The sequence below is a fragment of the Streptomyces sp. NPDC031132 genome, from assembly GCF_055570595.1.
This window is the reverse complement of sequence record NZ_JBVIGX010000010.1, coordinates 64666-84883: the sequence shown is the minus strand read 5'-3', so window position 1 is coordinate 84883 and position 20218 is coordinate 64666. Positions and strand designations below refer to the sequence as shown.

The 20218-nt window shown below is 73.1% G+C and carries 18 protein-coding genes and 1 pseudogene; 16 read left to right on the top strand and 3 right to left on the bottom strand.

Going from position 1 to position 20218, the window contains the following annotated elements; translation table 11 throughout:
• Position 1 precedes the first annotated feature (1 nt).
• Together ACZ49B_RS17385 and ACZ49B_RS17380 are read right to left on the bottom strand one after the other, a co-directional pair.
• On the bottom strand, positions 2 to 1348 hold the full coding sequence (locus ACZ49B_RS17385) for an aldehyde dehydrogenase family protein (RefSeq protein WP_468306362.1): 1347 nt from the start codon (positions 1346 to 1348) through the stop codon (positions 2 to 4).
• A gap of 100 nt (positions 1349 to 1448) precedes the next feature.
• Complete coding sequence (locus ACZ49B_RS17380) at positions 1449 to 2813, bottom strand: glutamine synthetase family protein (RefSeq protein WP_468306359.1); 1365 nt, start codon at positions 2811 to 2813, stop codon at positions 1449 to 1451.
• A 77-nt stretch (positions 2814 to 2890) separates the two neighbouring features.
• On the opposite strand from ACZ49B_RS17380, the gene ACZ49B_RS17375 reads away from it, so the two are divergent.
• From ACZ49B_RS17375 to ACZ49B_RS17350, 6 genes are all read left to right on the top strand, one after another.
• On the top strand, positions 2891 to 3637 hold the full coding sequence (locus ACZ49B_RS17375; RefSeq protein WP_267000335.1) for an FCD domain-containing protein: 747 nt from the start codon (positions 2891 to 2893) through the stop codon (positions 3635 to 3637).
• A 123-nt stretch (positions 3638 to 3760) separates the two neighbouring features.
• On the top strand, positions 3761 to 5230 hold the full coding sequence (eat, locus tag ACZ49B_RS17370; protein WP_468306357.1) for an ethanolamine permease: 1470 nt from the start codon (positions 3761 to 3763) through the stop codon (positions 5228 to 5230).
• 36 nt (positions 5231 to 5266) lie between these two features.
• Positions 5267 to 5971, top strand: coding sequence for a gamma-glutamyl-gamma-aminobutyrate hydrolase family protein (locus tag ACZ49B_RS17365; protein ID WP_468306354.1), 705 nt, complete (start codon positions 5267 to 5269; stop codon positions 5969 to 5971).
• 119 nt (positions 5972 to 6090) lie between these two features.
• Positions 6091 to 6867: a hypothetical protein gene (locus ACZ49B_RS17360; RefSeq protein WP_468306351.1), complete on the top strand. Its 777-nt coding sequence runs from the start codon at positions 6091 to 6093 to the stop codon at positions 6865 to 6867.
• Positions 6864 to 8048: a type VII secretion-associated serine protease mycosin gene (mycP, locus tag ACZ49B_RS17355; protein WP_468306348.1), complete on the top strand. Its 1185-nt coding sequence runs from the start codon at positions 6864 to 6866 to the stop codon at positions 8046 to 8048. The genes ACZ49B_RS17360 and mycP overlap by 4 nt, the downstream gene beginning before the upstream one ends.
• A gap of 2 nt (positions 8049 to 8050) precedes the next feature.
• Entirely contained in the window at positions 8051 to 8791 is a 741-nt protein-coding gene (locus ACZ49B_RS17350) for an SseB family protein (RefSeq protein ID WP_468306346.1), read from the top strand.
• A gap of 72 nt (positions 8792 to 8863) precedes the next feature.
• Here the strand turns inward: ACZ49B_RS17350 and ACZ49B_RS17345 are convergent, their stop codons facing one another.
• Positions 8864 to 9241: a DUF1844 domain-containing protein gene (locus ACZ49B_RS17345; protein WP_356869669.1), complete on the bottom strand. Its 378-nt coding sequence runs from the start codon at positions 9239 to 9241 to the stop codon at positions 8864 to 8866.
• Between the two features lie 400 nt (positions 9242 to 9641).
• Between ACZ49B_RS17345 and infC the strand changes: the two genes are divergently transcribed.
• From infC to ACZ49B_RS17295, 10 genes and pseudogenes are all read left to right on the top strand, one after another.
• A complete protein-coding gene (gene infC / locus ACZ49B_RS17340; protein WP_078613184.1) occupies positions 9642 to 10349 on the top strand; it encodes a translation initiation factor IF-3 in 708 nt (235 codons plus the stop codon).
• A gap of 104 nt (positions 10350 to 10453) precedes the next feature.
• Entirely contained in the window at positions 10454 to 10648 is a 195-nt protein-coding gene (gene rpmI, locus ACZ49B_RS17335; RefSeq protein WP_327282603.1) for a 50S ribosomal protein L35, read from the top strand.
• 101 nt (positions 10649 to 10749) lie between these two features.
• Positions 10750 to 11142, top strand: a complete 393-nt coding sequence (gene rplT / locus ACZ49B_RS17330) for a 50S ribosomal protein L20 (RefSeq protein ID WP_008741875.1) — start codon at positions 10750 to 10752, stop codon at positions 11140 to 11142.
• A 130-nt stretch (positions 11143 to 11272) separates the two neighbouring features.
• On the top strand, positions 11273 to 12139 hold the full coding sequence (locus tag ACZ49B_RS17325) for a TrmH family RNA methyltransferase (protein ID WP_468306341.1): 867 nt from the start codon (positions 11273 to 11275) through the stop codon (positions 12137 to 12139).
• Between the two features lie 55 nt (positions 12140 to 12194).
• Positions 12195 to 13403 (top strand): sensor histidine kinase, encoded by a 1209-nt coding sequence (locus ACZ49B_RS17320; protein WP_468306338.1) that lies wholly within the window; start codon positions 12195 to 12197, stop codon positions 13401 to 13403.
• A gap of 161 nt (positions 13404 to 13564) precedes the next feature.
• A complete protein-coding gene (pheS, locus tag ACZ49B_RS17315; RefSeq protein WP_468306335.1) occupies positions 13565 to 14692 on the top strand; it encodes a phenylalanine--tRNA ligase subunit alpha in 1128 nt (375 codons plus the stop codon).
• A complete protein-coding gene (pheT, locus tag ACZ49B_RS17310) occupies positions 14692 to 17220 on the top strand; it encodes a phenylalanine--tRNA ligase subunit beta (protein WP_468306333.1) in 2529 nt (842 codons plus the stop codon). The genes pheS and pheT overlap by 1 nt, the downstream gene beginning before the upstream one ends.
• Before the next feature lie 194 nt (positions 17221 to 17414).
• Positions 17415 to 17948: pseudogene (locus ACZ49B_RS17305) on the top strand (SpoIIE family protein phosphatase); the annotation flags it as partial.
• A 433-nt stretch (positions 17949 to 18381) separates the two neighbouring features.
• Positions 18382 to 18516, top strand: a complete 135-nt coding sequence (locus ACZ49B_RS17300) for a hypothetical protein (RefSeq protein ID WP_468306774.1) — start codon at positions 18382 to 18384, stop codon at positions 18514 to 18516.
• A 343-nt stretch (positions 18517 to 18859) separates the two neighbouring features.
• On the top strand, positions 18860 to 20200 hold the full coding sequence (locus ACZ49B_RS17295; protein ID WP_468306330.1) for a transcriptional regulator: 1341 nt from the start codon (positions 18860 to 18862) through the stop codon (positions 20198 to 20200).
• The last annotated feature ends 18 nt before the right edge of the window (positions 20201 to 20218 follow it).

Sequence of the window (20218 nt, the reverse complement as noted above, 5' to 3'; positions counted from 1 at the left end):
CTCAGGCCTCCGTGCTGATGAAGACGTTCTTGGTCTCGGTGAATGCGGTGAGGGCGTCGGGTCCGAGCTCGCGGCCGAGTCCGGACTGCTTGTAGCCGCCGAAAGGGGTCCAGTAGCGGACGCTGCTGTGGGAGTTGACGGACAGGTTGCCCGCGGCGACCGCGCGCGAGACGCGCAGCGCGCGGCCGATGTCGCGGGTCCAGAGGGAGCCGGAGAGCCCGAACTCGGTCGCGTTGGCCAGCCGTACGGCGTCCTCCTCGTCCTCGAAGGGGAGGACGACGGCGACCGGGCCGAAGACCTCGTCCGCCGCCACGGGCGCGGTGGGGGCGACGTCCGTGACGAGGGTCGGCGGGTACCAGAAGCCGGGGCCCTCGGGGGCGGTGCCGCGGATCGCGGTGAGGTCGTCGGTGACGTACGACCGGACGCGGTCCAGCTGCACGCGGGAGATCAGCGGCCCCATCTGGGTCTTCTCGTCGGCGGGGTCGCCGACGCGGACGCCCTCGATCCCGGGGGCGAGCAGCTCCAGGAACCGGTCGTAGGCGGAGCGCTGGACGAGGATCCGCGTGCGGGCGCAACAGTCCTGGCCGGTGTTGTCGAGGAAGGCCATCGGCGCTGCGGCGGCGGCCGCCTCCAGGTCCGCGTCGGCGAAGACAATGTTGGGGCTCTTGCCGCCGAGCTCGAGGGTGACCCGCTTCACCCGGTCGGCGCACTTGGCCATGATCTGCTTGCCGACCGGGGTGGATCCCGTGAAGACGATCTTCGCGACGCCCGGGTGCTCGACGAGCGCGTCTCCGGCGACCGTCCCGCGGCCGGGGAGCACCTGGAAGAGGTGTTCGGGGATCCCGGCTTCGAGGGCGAGTTCGGCGAGGCGCAGCGCGGTGAGCGGGGTGGTCTCGGCGGGCTTGAGGAGGACGGCGTTGCCCGCGGCCAGGGCCGGGGCCAGGCCCCAGGCGGCGATGGGCATGGGGAAGTTCCACGGGGCGATCACGCCGATGACGCCGAGGGGTTCGAGGAAGGTGACGTCGATGCCGCCGGCGACGGGGATCTGGCGGCCGGAGAGCCGTTCCACTCCGCCGGCGGCGAATTCGAGCAGGTCACGGACGTTGCCGGCTTCCCAGCGGGCGTTGCCGACGGTGTGCCCGGCCTCGCGGACCTCCAGCTGGGCCAGTTCCTCGATGTGCCCGTCGACGACCGCGGCGAAGCGGCGCAGCAGCCGGGCCCGGTCGGCGGGGGCGGCCGCCGCCCAGCCGCGCTGGGCCGCGGCAGCCCGGGCGACGGCGGCGTCGACATCGTCCCGTGTGGCGGCCGGGACGATGGCGACGATTTCCTCGGTGGCCGGATTCAACACTGTCAGATTGTCGGGGGCCAGCACATCGGACACGTGGTGCCTCACAGATTCTCGGTTCGGTGGCGTGCTTGGCGCGCCGTGGCCTGCGTCGCGCGGGTGGCTACAGGCGCTCGAAGGAGCGGCGCAGTTCCCAGTCGGTGACCGCGGAGTCGTACGCGTCCAGTTCGACGCGCGCCATGTTGCGGTAGTGGGCGACCACCTCGGGGCCGAAGGCGGCCTTGGCGATCTCGCTGTTCTCCCAGAGCTCCGCGGCCTCGCGCAGGGTGGTGGGAACGTGCGCGAAGTCGCCGGTGTACGCGTTGCCCGCGCAGGCCTCCGGCAGCTCGAGGCGGTTCTCGACGCCGTAGAGCCCGGCCGCGACCAGGCCGGCGACGGCGAGGTACGGGTTGACGTCCCCGCCGGGGAGGCGGTTCTCGAAGCGCATGGAGCGGCCGTGTCCGACGACCCGGAGCGCACAGGTCCGGTTGTCCACGCCCCAGGCGACGGCGGTCGGCGCGAAGGATCCCGGCCGGAAACGCTTGTACGAATTGACGTTCGGGGCGTAGAGAAGGGAGAAGTCGCGCAGCGCGGCCAGCTGTCCGGCCAGGAAGTGCCGCATCACCGGTGACATTCCGCCCGGGCCGTCACCGGCCATCGCGTTGTGCCCGTCGGCGTCGCCCAGCGAGAGGTGGATATGGCAGGAGTTGCCCTCGCGCTCGTCGAACTTGGCCATGAAGGTGAGCGAGACGCCTTCCTGGGAGGCGATCTCCTTCGCCCCGGTCTTGTAGACGGCGTGCTGGTCGCAGGTGGTCAGCGCCTCGTCGTAGCGGAAGGCGATCTCGTGCTGGCCGAGGTTGCACTCGCCCTTCGCGGACTCGACGGTCAGGCCCGCGGCCTGCATCTCGTTGCGGATCCGGCGCAGCAGGGGCTCGATGCGGCCGGTCCCGAGGACGGAGTAGTCGATGTTGTACTGGTTGGCGGGGGTCAGGCCGCGGTAATTGGCGTTCCAGGCCTGCTCGTAGGTGTCCTGGAAGACCATGAACTCCAGCTCGGTGCCGACCATGGCCGTGTACCCGTGCCCGGCGAGGCGCTCGAGCTGGCGGCGCAGGATCTGCCGGGGCGCGGCGACCACGGGCGAGCCGTCGTTCCAGGCGAGGTCGGCGAGGAGGAAGGCGCTGCCCGGGTTCCAGGGGATCCGGCGCAGGGTCGCGAGGTCGGGGTGCATGGCGAAGTCGCCGTAGCCCCGGTCCCAGGAGGACATCTCGTATCCGTCGACGGTGTTCATGTCCGTGTCGACGGCGAGGAGGTAGTTGCAGCCCTCGGTGCCGTGCGCGAGGACCTCGTCGAGGAAGAACTGTGCGGCGAACCGCTTGCCCTGGAGCCGCCCCTGCATGTCGGGGAAGGCCAGGACCACGGTGTCGATCTCGCCGCCGGCCACGAGAGCGCGGAGCTCCTCGGGCGCGAGCGGCGGCTTGCGGTCTACCACTGGAATCTCTCCTTCGGTGAGCCGAGGAGGCCTAAGGTATTGAATAGAACCATTGCTTGGGAAGGGGAGGAGCCGAGATGACCGACACGGCGAGCGAAGGCGGCGCGATCGCGCGGCTGAATCCGGTGCTGCGGCAGGTGCGGGCGGGCAACGGTTTCGAGGAGGCGCTGGAGCAGATCCTCCAGGTGGTCCGGCTGGGGCTGGTGCCGGGCGGGGAGCGGCTGCCGCCCGAGCGGGAGCTGGCGGAGCGGATGGGGATCAGCCGGGTCACCCTGCGCGAGGTGCTGAAGGTGCTCCAGGACCAGGGCCTGGTGGAGGCCCGGCGGGGGCGGTACGGCGGAACCTTTGTGCTCCCCCGCCCCGACACCCCCGTCGGCGGCACCGAGGACGAGCTGCGCCGGCGCGTGGTGGGCGTGGACATCGAGGACGTCCTGCGGTTCCGCGAGGTCCTGGAGGTGGGCGCGGCCGGGCTGTGCGCCTCCCAGGGGCTGGCCGAGGAGGGCGCCGAGCGGCTGCTCGGCGCGCTGACCGCCACCCATGACGCACCGCTGCCCGACTACCGCCGCCAGGACACCCTCTTCCACCTCACCCTGTGCGAGCTCGCCGGATCCGCCACCCTCACGGCCCAGTACGCCGCCGTCCGGGCCACCGTGAACGACCTGCTGGACTGCATCCCGCTGCTGGTGCGCAACCTGGAGCACTCGCAGCAGCAGCACTCCGCGCTCGTGGAGGCGGTGCTGGAGCGGAACGCGGACGCGGCGCGCGAGGTGATGCGCGAGCACTGCTGCGGAACGGCCGCGCTGCTGCGGGGGTTTCTGGCCTAGGGGACTGGTGCAGGGGGTGCCCGTGAGGCTTTCGTAACCCTTGTTTAACGCAGGGGTCTTGCGCTCTCCACTCCGCTACGGCAAAGGTACGCCCCACAACCATTGCCCTAGGCAGGAGCGCACATGGCCGACGACACCGAGGCACGGCTCGCAGCCGTACCCGAACCCACCACGTCCCCCGAGGGCGGCGACGGTTACCTGGAACGCCGTACGCTCCGCCGCGGCAGCGCCGGCTGGCTCCTGCTGACCGGCCTCGGCGTCGCGTACGTCGTCTCCGGCGACTTCTCCGGCTGGAACGTCGGCCTCGCCCAGGGCGGCTTCGGCGGACTCGCCATCGCCACCGCCCTGATGGGCGCGATGTACGCCTGCCTCGTCTTCTCCCTCGCGGAACTGTCCGCGATCCTGCCGACGGCCGGCGGCGGCTACGGCTTCGCCCGCCGGGCGCTCGGCACCTGGGGCGGCTTCCTCACCGGCACCGCGATCCTGATCGAGTACATCCTGGCCCCGGCCGCCATCGCCATCTTCATCGGCGACTACGTCGAATCCCTCGACCTCTTCGGCCTCACGTCGGGCTGGCCCGTCTACCTCGCCTGCTTCGCGATCTTCATCGGCATCCACCTGTGGGGCGTCGGCGAGGCGCTGCGCTTCTCCCTCGTCGTCACCGCGATCGCCGTGCTCGCACTGATCGTCTTCGCGCTGGGCGCCTTCACCGAGTTCGATCCCTCCCACCTCGACGACATCGCCGTGGACACCACCGCCGCCGGATCCAGCTCGTGGCTGCCGCTGGGCGTCCTCGGCATCTGGGCCGCGTTCCCCTTCGGCATGTGGTTCTTCCTCGGCGTCGAGGGCGTACCGCTGGCAGCCGAGGAGGCCAAGGACCCGGTGCGCTCCATGCCGCGGGCCCTGTCGATCTCCATGGGCATCCTCGTCCTGCTCGCGCTGATCACCTTCCTGGCCTCGACCGGCGCGCGCGGCGCCGACGCCCTCAAGGACGCCGGGAACCCGTTGGTCGTCGCCCTCGAAGGCAACCCGGGCCTTTCCTGGCTGAAGACCTTCGTCAACTACGCGGGCCTGGCCGGGCTCGTCGCCTCGTTCTTCTCCCTCATCTACGCCGGCTCGCGCCAGCTGTTCGCCCTCTCCCGCGCCGGCTACCTGCCGCGCTTCCTCTCGCTCACCTCGAAGCGCAAGGCCCCGTACCTCGGCCTGCTCATCCCCGGCGCGATCGGCTTCGCGCTCGCCGCGGCCACCGGGAACGGCCCGCGCATGCTCAACATCGCGGTGTTCGGCGCGACCATCTCGTACGCGCTGATGGCCCTCTCCCACATCGTGCTCCGCAAGCGGGAGCCGGGCCTGGAGCGCCCGTACCGCACGCCGGGCGGCATCGCCACCTCCTCCGTTGCCTTCGTCCTCGCCCTGTCGGCGCTCGTCGCCACCTTCCTGGTGGACAAGGACGCGGCGTTCATCGCACTGGGTGTGTACGCCGTCGCCCTCGCGTACTTCGCGCTCTACAGTCGGCACCACCTGGTGGCCTCCGCGCCCGAGGAGGAGTTCGCGGCGCTGGCGGAGGCCGAGGCCGAACTCACCCGAGACTGACCGTCGTTCATCGTCCGTCCCTTGGAGGGAGCAACCGTGCCCAGGCCGCTCATCGGCATCACGACCTACGTGGAGGAATCCACCCGCTACGGGGTGTGGGACGTCCCGACGTCCCTCGTACCCACCGGGTACTACGAACTCGTCCAGGCGGCGGGCGGCGCGGCCGTGCTGCTCCCGCCGGACGAACCCGGATCGGCGGCGGAGGTGCTGAGCCGGCTGGACGGCCTGGTCGTCGCGGGCGGCCCCGATGTGGACCCGGTCCGCTACGGGGCCGAACGCCACCCGCGTACGGGGGCCCCCGCGACGCAGCGGGACGAGTGGGAACTCGCCCTGATCGAGGCGGCCCTGACGGCGGGCATGCCGGTGCTGGGCATCTGCCGGGGCATGCAGGCGCTGAACGTGGCACTGGGCGGCACGCTGGTCCAGCACATCGACGGCCATGCGGTGGCTCCGGGTGTCATGTCCTGGCACCCGGTCCGCCCGGTCCCGGACACGCGGTACGCGGCGCTGGTCCCGGAGGAGGCGGAGGTCCCGACCTACCACCACCAGGCCGTCGACCGCCTGGGCCGCGGCCTGGTCGCCTCGGCGCACGCGGTCGACGGCACGGTGGAGGCCATCGAGCTCCCCGGCCCCGCGCACTGGGTCCTCGGCGTCCAGTGGCACCCGGAACGCGACAAGGACACCCGCGTGATGTCCGCCCTGATCGAAGCCGCCACCCGCGCTGCGGCGGTCCCTGCCTGACCCGCCGGGCTCGGGCCCCGGTGGGTGACGGGGCGTCGGGGCCGGGGCCGGGGTCGGGGGGACGGGGCCGCGTAGAGTACGGGGAGGCAGCCGTACGGAACGGGGGGCGGAGCCGCCGGATGAGTGCGTCCACACCGCAGACCGCGGTCCTTGCCGAGCCCGCGGCCGAATCCGGGCCGGGCCGCCGCGGGTCCGCGCGGGGCGTCGCCGCCGTCGTGTGCGCCCTGGTGGGGGTGGGCCTGGTCGGCGGGGCAGGCATCAGCGGCTGGGCCGAACAGCGCGCCGCCCAACGCCCCCTGGCCGCCGACGCCGCCTACCGCAAGGCCGGCTCGCTCTGGCGCGCCACCCCCGTGGACACCCTGTTCCCGCCCGTCCTGGACGGGGCGGAGAGCGGCCCCGGCGGGGCAGACCGTACGTGGACCCGGGTCGCCCTCGCCCCCGACGCCGACTGCGGGCCCGCGCTCGCCCCCGACTGGCAGGCGGCCCTCGCCGCCACCGGCTGTACCCGGGTCCTGCGCGCCACCTACACCGACGCCACCCGCAGCTCCCTCGTCACCGTCGGCATGGTCTTCACCCCCGCCGACGCCCCGGCGATGGCGGCCCTGCGGGGACGCCTTCCCGCCCCGCCCGGCTACGGATTCGCCGACAGCCAGCGCGCCGCGTGGACGGCGTCCGTGGCGTCCGGGGCCCCCGTGGTCGTCTACACCGTCTCCGCGTTCACCGACGGCCGCACGCTGGACGCCCCCCGCCCCGCCGAGGACGTGATGCGCAAGGACGCCACCGGAGCCGTCGCCCAGGCCGGCCTCGGCCACGCGGCCAAGGCCGTCGCCGACCGGACAGAACGAGCCGTACACGCCCTCGCCGCGCAGCCCGCCCCGTCCGGGGCCGGCCGATGAGCCGGCCGAGGGCCGCAGCAGTCCTCGTACTCGGCGCCCTCCTCGTCGGCGCCACCGCGCCCCCCGCGGCCGCCGACGCCATCCGCGACCGCCAGTGGGGCCTCACGGCCCTGCGCGCCGAGGAAGCCTGGGGCACCACCCGGGGCAGCGGGGTCACCGTCGCCGTCCTCGACACCGGGGTCGACGCCACCCACCCCGACCTGGCCGGCCAAGTCCTCGACGGCGCCGACCTGATCGGCATGGGCGCCGGCCGCGGCGACCGCGCCTGGGCCCGGCACGGCACCGCCATGGCCGGGATCATCGCCGGGCACGGCCACGGCGCCAACCGCCGCCAGGGCGTCCTCGGCATCGCCCCGCAGGCGAAGGTCCTCCCGATCCGCGTGATCCTCGAAGAGGGCGACCCCGGCCGGGCCAAGGCCCGCGAGAACAAGGGCGGCGCCCTCGCCGAGGGCATCCGCTGGGCCGCCGACCACGGCGCGAACGTGATCAACCTCTCCCTCGGCGACGACAGCGACTCCGCGCACCACGAGGCCGCCGAGGACGAGGCCGTCCAGTACGCCCTCGCCAAGGGCGTCGTCGTCGTTGCGTCCGCAGGCAACGGCGGCCGGCAAGGGGACCACGCCTCCTACCCGGCCGCCTATCCCGGGGTCATCGCCGTCACCGCCGTCGACCGCGGCGGGAAGAAGGCCGCCTTCTCCACCCGCAACTGGTACGCCACCGTCAGCGCCCCCGGCGTCGACGTCGTCATCGCCGACCCCGACCGCTCGTACTACGAGGGCTGGGGCACCAGCGCCGCCGCGGCCTTCGTCTCCGGCGTCGTGGCCCTCGTCAAGGCCGGGCACCCGGACCTGTCGCCGGCGCAGATCAAGAAGCTCCTGGAGGACACCGCCTCCGACGCCCCGCCCGGCGGCCGGGACGACTCCCGCGGCCACGGACTGGTGGATCCCGTCGCCGCCCTCCAGGTCGCCGACACGGTGCGCGCCGAGCCGCCGGTCCCCGTGCCCGTCGCGGCCGGGCAGCCGTACTTCGGCCCCGGCCCCGAGCCCGTCCGCGCGGCCGAGCGCGGTGCCCGCCTCGGCGCCCCGGCCGCCGCGGCCGCCGGGCTGGCGCTGCTCGTCCTGGCCGCCGTACTGGCCAGGCGCCCGCGGGGCGCACGGCGGGATCGGGATAGGGTCGGGTAACTGTGGCGAACAAAAGCATTCCCGACCCCGGCTTCTCCGACGACGACGGCTCCGCCGATCCCCGGCTGAGCGCCGCCCTGGCCGCCTGGTCCACGGACCGGGCGAAGGAGCCGGAGGTGCTGGCCGCCCTCAAGGGGGCCCGTCTGCTGGTCCCGGTCGTCGCCGTGCTCGGCGAGGTGGAGACCGACCCGGAGACCGGGCTCAAGCGGGAGAAGACCAGCGACATGGCCGTCCCGACCCTGCGGGCGGGGGACCGGCGGGCGCTGCCCGCGTTCACCTCGATCGCCTCGCTGGCGCTCTGGGACCCGGCGGCCCGGCCGGTGGCCGTCCCGCTGCACCAGGCGCTGGCGGCCGCCGCGCACGAGAAGGCCGACACCGTGGTCCTGGATCTGGCCGGCCCCGTCACCTACCAGCTCACCGGCTCCGCGCTGCTCGCGCTCGCCGAGGGCCGCACCGACGCCGGCCCGCTGGCCGACCCCGCGGTGCGGGAGGCCGTACGGGCCGCAGTCTCCGCCGAGCAGGCCGTACTCCGCGCCCACCTGGGCCCGGGCGGAGCGGACTCCGACGGCACCCTGGCGATCGTCCTGGCCCCCGGTGCGCAGGCCCACGCCGCGGCCCGCCGGGTCGCCGAGGCCCTGGCCGCCGACGAGACGCTGCGGGCCCGCCTGGTGCGCGGGCTGGACCTGGCCCTGCTCCCGGAGGAGGCCCCGGCCCCGGCCGGCGAGCCGCTCTTCACCCGCTGAGCCGCGACGTACGACGCGACATGCACGAAGGGCCGGGGCGATGCCCCGGCCCTTCGTGCACGTGCGGGCGGCTCAGCCGAAGACCGGGCCCGTGAACTTCTCGCCCGGGCCCTGGCCCGGCTCGTCCGGCACGATCGAGGCCTCGCGGAAGGCGAGCTGCAGCGACTTCAGGCCGTCGCGCAGCGGAGCCGCGTGGAAGGAGCTGATCTCGGTGGCGCTCGCCGTGACCAGGCCGGCCAGGGCCGTGATCAGCTTGCGGGCCTCGTCGAGGTCCTTGTGCTCGGAGTCCGGCTTGTCCAGGCCCAGGTTGACCGCCGCGGCGCTCAGCAGGTGCACGGCCACCGTGGTGATCACCTCGACGGCGGGCACGTCCGCGATGTCGCGGGTCATGGCGTCGTAGTCGGGGGCCTGGTCGGCCTCGGTGGCGGGGGTGGGGGTCGCGTCAGTCATGCCTCACACGATAAGCCGGGACCCGTGCCCCGCCGACCGGGCCCCGGGCGGACACCGTGGGGACACCCGGGGGACACCGGACGGGCGGCCTCCGGGTGAGCGGACCCGGCGCGGAATGCTATATTGAGCTGACGACCGGCCGGAGACGCATGTCCCCGGCCCACAAGTGGAGGCTCCGCTCTCCCACCCGACCACCCTCCGGGGCGGCGGGTCACCGGTCAGGTGGCATCCATCGTTCCGTACGGACGATGGAAAGCTGCCCGAGTCTGCGCCCCGCGATCGCACGCGGCGGTGCTCCGGTTGTTTTGGAGCCCCTGCCTGTGCCCGGCGGGGCATTTTTTGTTCTCCGCCGCGGTTGGTCTGACGACATTAGACGTCAGCGGCTGTCTGCCAGGCAGCCGTGTGGTGCTACCGAGGAGGATCCATCAGCACCGAGCCCCGCATCAACGATCGGATTCGTGTCCCTGAGGTGCGACTCGTCGGTCCCAGCGGCGAACAGGTGGGCATCGTCCCGCTTGCGAAGGCGCTTGAGCTCGCGCAGGAGTACGACCTGGACCTGGTCGAGGTCGCGGCGTCTGCACGCCCGCCGGTCTGCAAGCTCATGGACTACGGCAAGTTCAAGTACGAGTCGGCCATGAAGGCCCGTGAGGCGCGCAAGAACCAGGCGCACACGGTCATCAAGGAAATGAAGCTCCGGCCGAAGATCGACCCGCACGACTATGACACCAAGAAGGGTCACGTCGTTCGGTTCCTCAAGCAGGGCGACAAGGTCAAGATCACGATCATGTTCCGTGGTCGCGAGCAGTCCAGGCCGGAACTCGGCTACCGACTGCTCCAGCGTCTCGCTTCGGACGTCGAGGACCTCGGGTTCATCGAGTCGAACCCGAAGCAGGACGGCCGAAACATGATCATGGTCCTCGGTCCGCACAAGAAGAAGACCGAGGCGATGGCCGAAGCCCGCGAGGCGCAGGCCGCCCGTAAGGCCGAGCGCCAGGGTGTCGCCGCCGACGAGGCTCCTTCCGAGGAAGCCCCCGTCGAGGAAGGCACCGAGGTCGCCTCTGCCGAGGTCACCGAGGATGCCTCCCCCGAGGCACCGGCCGAGGCCTGATTCCGAGGCAGCCTGCCTCGGATCACCGACACAACATGACGCTCCCGGGCGCCGGTCCCTAGCCGGACCGGCGGGGGCGCCACCGACGAGGAGATAACGGCGCTATGCCGAAGAACAAGACGCACAGCGGTACCAAGAAGCGCTTCAAGATCACCGGCTCCGGCAAGGTGCTTCGTGAGCGCGCCGGTAAGCGCCACCTGCTCGAGCACAAGTCGTCCCGTCTGACCCGCCGCCTCACCGGCAACGCGGAGATGGCCCCCGGCGACGCCGCGAAGATCAAGAAGCTTCTCGGCAAGTGACGTTCTCCGCTCCCCCTGCCGGGAGCGGACGTCAAGACCGGGACCCCATCGAATTCGGGCCGTGTGAAGACACCCACGGCCCCGCTACAAGGAGTTAAAAAGTGGCACGCGTCAAGCGGGCAGTAAACGCCCACAAGAAGCGCCGGGCAATCCTCGAGGCGGCCTCCGGCTACCGCGGTCAGCGTTCGCGCCTGTACCGCAAGGCCAAGGAGCAGGTCACCCACTCGCTGGTCTACAACTTCAACGACCGCAAGAAGCGCAAGGGCGACTTCCGTCAGCTGTGGATCCAGCGCATCAATGCCGCTGCCCGCCAGAACGGCATGACGTACAACCGCCTCATCCAGGGTCTGAAGGCCGCCAACATCGAGGTGGACCGCAAGATCCTCGCGGAGCTGGCCGTCAACGACGCCAACGCTTTCGCCGCGCTCGTCGAGGTTGCGCAGAAGGCGCTTCCGGCCGACGTGAACGCCCCGAAGGCCCCCGCCGCCGCCTAAGCACCACGCGCGCAGCGAGCCCTTCACAGGCTTCAGCCCGGACCCGCAGGCCCCGTGCCTGCGGGTCCGGTGCGTTGTAGCCGATCCACCTGTTTCGACCCGCAGTACGTACGGAAGCGAGCCGACCGCCATGGGTACCCCCGCCCCCGCCGAGCTGATCTCCCCCCGATCCCCGCGGGTGGCCGCCGCCAGGCGACTGGCGCGGCGCAACTTCCGCACCAAGGAGCGCCGGTTCATCGCCGAGGGCCCGCAGGCCGTCCGCGAGGCCGTCGAGCACCGGGGCGCCGGCGGCGCGTCGACCCTGATCGAGCTGTTCGCGACCGTCGAGGCCGCCGAGCGCTACGCCGAGATCGTCGATGCCGCACTGGCCTCCGGCGCGCGCGTCCACTACGCCTCCGACGAGGTGCTCGCCGAGGTCTCGCAGACCGTCACCCCGCAGGGGCTCGTCGGCGTCTGCCACTTCCTCGACTCGCCGTTCGAGGACATCCTCAAGGCCGAGCCCAAGCTGGTCGCCGTCCTCGCCCACGTCCGCGACCCCGGGAACGCCGGCACGGTGCTGCGCTGCGCGGACGCCGCCGGAGCGGACGCGGTCGTCCTGACCGACGCCTCCGTGGACCTGTACAACCCGAAGTCCGTACGGGCCTCCGTGGGCTCCCTCTTCCACCTGCCGGTGGCGGTCGGCGTCCCCGTGGAGCAGGCCGTCGAGGGGCTGCGGGCGGCCGGCGTGCGGATCCTCGCCGCCGACGGGGCCGGCGAGGACGACCTGGACGCCGAGCTCGACGCGGGCACCATGGGCGGCCCCTCGGCCTGGGTCTTCGGCAACGAGGCGTGGGGCCTGCCGGAGGAGACCCGGGCGCTCGCGGACGCCGTCGTACGCGTCCCGATCCACGGAAAGGCCGAGAGCCTGAACCTCGCGACGGCCGCCGCGGTGTGCCTCTACGCATCCGCGCGTGCACAGCGGGCTCCCGGAGGGTGCCGCTCCGTGACCCCCAGCTAGTAATGTGGCGGCCCGGGGGCCCACTGCGCTACTCGGAGATGTGGGGTACGGGGACATGACCGTCGGTACGAACAGCTCGCCCGGGGCCGTCAAGGCGTCCGGGACGCCGTCCCTGGCGGCCGTGCCCCCGCAGGGCGCCGGCCGCGCCGGACCGGCCGCAGCCGAACCCGAACCCTGCGACCCCTGCGAGTTCTCCCAGCTCGGGGTCGACCCCGACGACCTGCCCGACGGGCTCGTCGTCGCCGACCACACCGGCCGGGTGATCTGCTTCAACTCCGCCGCCGCCCGGATCACCGCGCTGGCCCCCGGCGAGGCGCTCGGCGTACGCATCGACCGGGCGCTGCCGCTGGAGGACCTCGACGGCCGCCGCTGGTGGACGCTGACCGATCCGTACGGGGGCCTCGCCACCCGGCGCGGCCAGCCCGAGCGCAACCTCCTGCTGCCCGGCGGCCGCGAGGTGCTGGTCTCGGCCAGCTACATCCGCACCCACCCCACCGGCCCGCTGCGCCGCCTCGTCGTCACCCTGCGCGGCACCGAGGCCCGCCGCCGCACCGAGCGCAGCCACGCCGAGCTGATCGCCACCGTCGCGCACGAGCTGCGCTCGCCGCTGACCTCCGTCAAGGGGTTCACCGCGACCCTGCTCGCCAAGTGGGAGCGGTTCACCGACGACCAGAAGCGCCTGATGCTGGAGACCGTCGACGCCGACGCCAACCGCGTCACCCGGCTGATCGCCGAGCTCCTCGACATCTCCCGCATCGACTCGGGCCGCCTGGAGGTGCGCCGCCAGCCGGTGGACATCGCCACCGCCGTCGGCCGCCACGTCCAGGCGCTCACCGCGAACGGCCAGGCTCCCGACCGGTTCCTCGTACGGGTCTGCCGCTCGCTCCCCGATCTGTGGGCCGATCCGGACAAGATCGACCAGATCCTCGGCAACCTCCTCGAAAATGCGGTGCGGCACGGCGAGGGAACGGTCACCATCGACGTATCGCCGACCAGCATGACGAACGCTGCGGGCAAGACCGAGAAGGGAACCGCCGTCACCGTGACCGACGAGGGCCCCGGGATCCCCGAGGAATCGATGGGCCGCGTCTTCACCCGCTTCTGGCGGGGGAGCAAGCGCGGCGGCACCGGCCTGGGCCTGTACATCGTCAAGGGCATCGTGGAGGCACACGGCGGCACCATCACGGTCGGCCGCGGCCCCGGCGGCGGCGCCGAGTTCCGATTTATCCTGCCCGTGGGCGCGCCGGCCTACCTCACGCAGTAACCCTGCGGAGCGTCTCGCCAGGCGGCCCACGGGCTCCTTCACCCCCAGCGACCTTTAGACTCGTCCTTTGGCACCTTTGGGCCCGTGTCCGAATCGGTCGATCGAACTGTCGAGCAATCGCGCGGGGCTCCACCAGCCAGCCATCGGAAGTACGGGAAGAGATGTCGGCACCGAACAAGTCGTACGACCCTGTCGAGGTCGAGGCACTGAAACCGGAAGAGATCGAGCGCATGCGGGACGAGGCGCTCGCCGCCTTCGCGTCCGCCGGCGACCTCGACGCGCTGCGTGAGGCGAAGACCGCGCACATGGGCGACCGCTCGCCCCTGGCGCTCGCCAACCGCGAGATCGGCGCCCTGCCGCCGCAGGCCAAGGCCGAGGCGGGCAAGCGCGTGGGCCAGGCCCGCGGCGCCGTGAACAAGGCCTTCGGGGCCCGCACGGTCGAGCTCGAAGCGGAGCGCGACGAGCGGGTGCTGGTCGAGGAGGCGGTGGACGTCACGCTGCCGTACGACCGCGTCCCGGCCGGCGCCCGGCACCCCCTGACCACGCTGATGGACCGCATCGCGGACGTCTTCACGGCCATGGGCTACGAGGTGGCCGAGGGCCCCGAGGTCGAGGCTGAGTGGTTCAACTTCGACGCCCTCAACTTCACGCCCGACCACCCGGCGCGCCAGATGCAGGACACCTTCTTCGTCCAGGGGCCCGAGGGCACCGAGGGCGACGAGTCCGGCGTCGTGCTGCGCACCCACACCTCCCCGGTGCAGGCGCGCTCGCTGCTCGACCGGGAGCCGCCCGTGTACGTGGTGTGCCCGGGCCGGGTGTTCCGCACCGACGAGCTCGACGCGACGCACACCCCGGTCTTCCACCAGGTCGAGCTGCTCGCCGTCGACGAGGGCCTGACCATGGCCGACCTCAAGGGCACCCTGGACCACATGGTCCAGGCGCTCTTCGGCAAGGACATGACCACCCGGCTGCGCCCGAACTTCTTCCCGTTCACCGAGCCGTCCGCCGAGATGGACATGCAGTGCTACGTGTGCCGCGGCGAGTCGGTGGGCAACCCCGACCGCCCGTGCCGCACCTGCTCCAGCGAGGGCTGGATCGAGCTCGGCGGCTGCGGAATGGTCAACCCCAAGGTGCTCATCGCCTGCGGTGTGGACCCCGAGAAGTACAGCGGGTTCGCCTTCGGGTTCGGCATCGAGCGGATGCTGATGTTCCGCCACAACGTCGAAGACATGCGAGACATGGTCGAGGGTGACGTCCGGTTCACCCGGCCGTTCGGGATGGAGATCTGATGCGGGTCCCGCTTTCTTGGCTGCGGGAGTACGTCGACCTGCCCGCGGGCACGACCGGTCGTGACGTACAGGCCAAGCTCGTAGACGCCGGCCTCGAGGTCGAGAGGGTCGAGCAGCTCGGCGCCGGCCTCAAGGGCCCCCTCGTCGTCGGCCAGGTGCTGACCATCGAGGAGCTCGAGGGCTTCCGCAAGCCGATCCGTTTCTGCACGGTCGACGTCGGCCAGGCCAACGGCACCGGCGAGCCGCAGGAGATCGTCTGCGGCGCCCGGAACTTCTCCGTCGGCGACAAGGTCGTCGTGGTCCTGCCCGGCGCCGTCCTGCCCGGCGACTTCGCGATCGCCTCGCGCAAGACGTACGGCCGCACCTCGCACGGCATGATCTGCTCCGGCGACGAGCTGGGCATGGGCGACGACGGCACCCACGGCATCATCGTGCTCCCCCCGGAGCACGAGGTCGGCACCGACGCGATCGAGCTGCTCCAGCTCGTCGACGAGGTCCTCGACATCGCCGTCACCCCGGACCGCGGCTACTGCCTGTCGATGCGCGGCGTGGCCCGTGAAACCGCCACCGCGTACGGCCTGCCGCTGCGCGACCCGGCGCTGCTCGACGTGCCCGCGCCGAACTCGTACGGCTACCTGGTCAAGATCGACGACCCGGCCGGCTGCGACCGCTTCACCGCCCGTACGGTGACCGGCCTCGACCCCGAGGCGAAGTCCCCGATCTGGCTCACGCGGCGCCTGCAGAAGGCCGGCATGCGCCCGATCTCGCTCGCCGTCGACGTCACCAACTACGTGATGCTCGAGCTCGGCCAGCCGCTGCACGCCTACGACCGCTCCCGCCTGGACGGTGCCATCGGCGTGCGCCGGGCCGAGCAGGGCGAGAAGTTCACCACCCTCGACGGGGTCAAGCGCACGCTCGACTCCGAGGACCTGGTGATCACCGACAACAGCGGGCCGATCGGCCTCGCCGGCGTCATGGGCGGCGCCGACACCGAGATCGCCGACTCCGTGACCGACCCCGAGACCGGCGCGGTCTCGGGCACCACGGACGTCGTCATCGAGGCGGCGCACTTCGACGCCCTGACGATCTCGCGCAGCGCCCGCCGCCACAAGCTCGCCTCCGAGGCCTCCAAGCGCTTCGAGCGCGGCGTCGACCCGCAGGCGGCCTCCGCGGCCGCGCAGCGGACCGTCGACCTGCTCGTGCTGCTCGCGGGCGGCACCGCCGAGGCCGGCGTCACCGAGCTCACCGCCCCGGGCGCCCCGCGCACCATCGCGATGCGTGCGGACCACCCGGACCGGGTCGCGGGCATGGACTACGGCCGCGAGACCGTCGTGCGCCGCCTCCAGGAGGTCGGCTGCGACGTCTACGGCCAGGACGAGCTCGTCGTGACCGTCCCGTCGTGGCGCCCCGACCTCGCCGAGCCCAACGACCTCGCCGAAGAGGTCATCCGGCTCGAGGGCTACGGGAACCTCCCGTCGACCCTGCCGCAGCTGCCCTCCGGCCGCGGTCTGACCGCCCGGCAGCAGCTGCACCGCCGGGTCGGCCGCGCGCTGGCCGGTGCGGGCTACGTCGAGGCGCTCAGCTACCCGTTCGTCGGCGAGGGCGTCTTCGACCAGCTCCAGCTGCCCGCGCACGACGCGGCCCGCCAGGTCGTCAAGCTGGTCAACCCGATCTCCGACGAGGAGCCGGCGCTGCGCACCACGCTGCTGCCGGGCCTGCTGGGCGCCCTGCGCCGCAACGACAGCCGGGGCAGCCACGACCTCGCCCTCTTCGAGACGGGCTCGGTCTTCCGGGCCGGCCCGCAGCCGGGTGTCGCCGTACGGCTGCCCGTCGACCGGCGTCCCACGGCCGAGGAGATCGCCACGCTGAACGCCGCCCTGCCGGCCCAGCCGCGGTACGCCGCGGTCGTGCTGGCCGGTGCGCGCGAGCAGGCCGGCTGGTGGGGCAAGGGCCGCCCGGCCGACTGGGCGGACGCGGTCGAGGCCGCGCGCTCGCTGGCCGTCGAGGCCGGTGTGGAGATGGTCGTGCGCCAGGGCCAGTACGGGCCGTGGCACCCGGGCCGGTGCGCCGAACTGCTCGTCACCCTGGACGGGGTGGAGACGGTCATCGGCCACGCCGGCGAGCTGCACCCGCGCGTCGTCAAGGCCATGGGCCTGCCGGCCCGCACCAGCGCCATGGAGCTCGACCTGGACCGCCTCGCGGCGGCCGGCGGCGGCGCCGTGCAGGCGCCCCGGATCTCCACCTTCCCGGTGGCGACCCAGGACGTCGCGCTGATCGTGGACGCGTCGGTCCCGGCCGCCTCGGTGGAGGCCGCGCTGCGCAAGGGCGCCGGCGAACTGCTGGAGTCCCTGCGGCTGTTCGACGTGTTCACCGGTGAGCAGGTCGGCGCGGGCAAGAAGTCCCTGGCGTACGCGCTGCGCTTCCGCGCGGCCGACCGCACGCTGACGGCCGAGGAGTCCACGGCCGCGCGCGACGCGGCGGTGGCGCTGGCCGGCGAGCGTACGGGCGCGGTGCTGCGCGGCGCGTAACCGCTGCCGCAGCTGTTGCTGCTGAGAGCCTGAGGGCCTGAGGGGCGTATCCGGTGGTCCGGGTGCGCCCCTCACTCGTTCGGGTGAGAACGCCGGTGGGCCGTGTCCGCTGCTCCGGGCGGTCGACACAATCGTTGCGGCCTGATCGGCAAGACGCCCCCTGGGGGAGGCCGGAACGATGATCACGCGGGGAGATGCCCCAGGTGCGTCGGGTGTGCGTCCTCGCATGGGGCGGCGCCGCGGTGTCCTGGGAGCTGTCCACCCCCGGGCGGCTCGGGGCGAGCCTGGCCAGCTGCGCGGCGTTCCTGTTACTGGCCACCGGGTGTGCACTGCACATCCGGCAGAGGCTGATGGCGGAGCTGCGGCGCTCGCAGGAGATCGCGGGCGCGGCGCAACGGGCGCTGCTGCGGCCGCTGCCCGGGCGGATCGACGGCCTGACGCTGTCGGCGGCGCAGCTGTCGGCGAGCCGGGGCGCGGCGGTGGGCGGCGACCTGTACGAGGCCGTGCCGACGACGTACGGGGTCCGGGTGGTCATCGGGGACGTACGGGGGCACGGGCTGCCGGCGCTCGGCGCGGCGGCGGCGGTGCTCGGCGCCTTTCGGGAGGCGGCGTACGACGAGCCCGCGCTGGGCGGCGTACTCGTCCGGATGGAACGGGCCCTGGCCCGGCACGTCCGGGCCCAGGACGCGGTGGAGGAGTTCGTGACGGTGCTGCTGCTCCAGATCGCGGAGGACGGCTCCGTGCTGGCCCTGAACTGCGGCCACCCGTGGCCGTACCTCTTGCGCGAGCCGCTGCCGCCGGAGCCGTGCGGCGCCGTTGCCGGGGGCCGACCCCCGGACCCCCGCGCCTCGAACGCCGGCGGGGCTGGAATTGCCGCTGCGCGGCACCCTCCAGCCCCTCCGGCGTTCGAGGCGCGGGGTCTGGGGCGGAGCCCCGGTTCGGGAAGGGGCGGGGTGGGGAAAGGCTCCGCGCAGCGGGGCACCGACGTGCGCAGCTTCGACGGGGGTGAGGTGCTGCCGCCGCTCGGGGTGGTGCCCGTGCAGCCGGACCTGCAGTCGCAGGACTGCGGGCAACTGTGGCCCGGCGACGTGCTGTTCCTGCACACCGACGGCGCCGAAGACGCACGGGACCCCGCAGGGCGCTTCTTCCCCCCTGCGCAGCGTGCTCGCAGAGCAACCTGCGGACACGCCCGCGCGGCTGGTCGCGGGCGTGCACGCCGCACTGCTGCACCACACCGGTGGACAACTCACCGACGACGTCGCCCTGCTGGTGCTGCGCAGCGACCGCAGCTGCTGATCCGGAGGGAACCGCACACCGGGCCCGGTGGGAGGGCCCGGCGCGCGTTCCGCGGCCCCTGCCGGGGCCCGGCGACCAACCGGGCGCCGGCGGAGCCGGAGCGCGCCGCCCGCCTGCCATGGAGTGTCGGGCAGACAGCAGAGCGGGCGGCGCGGTGCGGGTCGTCGCACTGTACGAGGGGGAGCCGACGACCCGGGCTGCCTCTTTGGCGAGGCTCTTAAGTGAACCGCTCCCAGGGCTCCTTGCGGCAGGGTGCGTATCGCATTTATGCGCGTACCAGGTTCACACCCCGTGTGAACCGCGCACCCACTAGCCTGAGACCGAAGAGCCCTTGGAGGGGCCCATGCAGCCCAATGCCCTGCTCGACGCCCTCCTCGCCGAGGCGGGCATGTCCCACGCCGGACTCGCGGCGCACGTCAACCAGGCAGGCCGGTCCCGCGGACTGGCCCTGCGCTACGAACACACCGCCGTCACCCGGTGGTTGAAGGGGCAGCGGCCGCGCGGCCAGGTGCCCGACCTGATCTGCGAGGTGCTCGGCGGCCGGCTCCGGCGCCCGGTGTCGCTGGACGACGTCGGGCTCGGCGTGCCCGGCCAGCCCGTGTCCGCGCACGGGTCCCCGCTCAGCGGCTTCGTCGACCGGGCCGCCGCCCTGTGGCGTTCCGACGAGCAGGGCCGGTTCCAGCTGCTCACCGCCGAGGCCGTCACCGGGACGCCCGCCGTGATCCCGGTCTGGGAGTGGGAGAACCCGCCGGAGGACGCCGACGTCTCCCGCGACGGGCCGAACCGGATCGGGCCGGAGCACATCGAGATCCTGCGGGCCGCCCGCGCGCACTACGAGCTGATGTACCGCCGGGCCGGCGGTGTGGCCACCCGGGCCCGGATCGTCCGCTTCCTCGGCAGCGAGACCGCGCCCATGCTGCGCGGGAGCTACCCCGACGGCCTCGGCCGCCAGCTGCACCGGGCCACCGGGTCCCTCGTGGCGGTGGCCGGGATCTGTGCGTACGACTCCGACGCCCACGGGCTCGCCCAGCGGTACTTCCACCAGGCGCTGAGGCTCGCGAAGGCGAGCGGGGACCGGGGGCTGGGCGCCTACGTCATCGCGCTGATCGTCAACCAGTCGCTGCACCTGCGGGAGTACCGCCAGGCCGTCGCCTTCGCCGAGGCCGCGCTGCGCGCCGCCGGCCGGGACACCACCCCGGCCCTGACCGCCGACCTGTACGCCATGCAGGCCAAGGCGTACGCCCAACTCGGCGACACCGCCGCCGCATTGGGCTGCATCCGGAACGCCGAGGCGGCCGCCGAGCGGATCCGGCCCGGCACGGAGCCCGACGAGACGGGGTACGTCCAGCCCGGGCTGGTCAACGTACAGGTGGCCGAGGCGCTGCTCAGCCTCGGCGATCTCGATGCCGCCCACGAGCAGGCGGCCGCGGCCGTCGGGACGCCCGCGCACGACCGGGGGCGGGTCCACCGGCTGGCGATGCTGTGCGAGATCCAGCTGCGCCAGGGCGAGGCGGACCGGGCGGTGGCGGCCGCCGCCGAGATGGCCGAGCGGGCCAAGGGGATGGAGTCGCTGCGGCTGCGCGACCGGCTGCGGGCGGTCCGCGAACAGCTGCTGACCAGCGGTTGTTCCGGCGCGGAGGAGACCGCGCAGCTCATCGACGGGGCGCTGCGCGTTCCCCTGTGACGGCGTGAACTGCTGCCA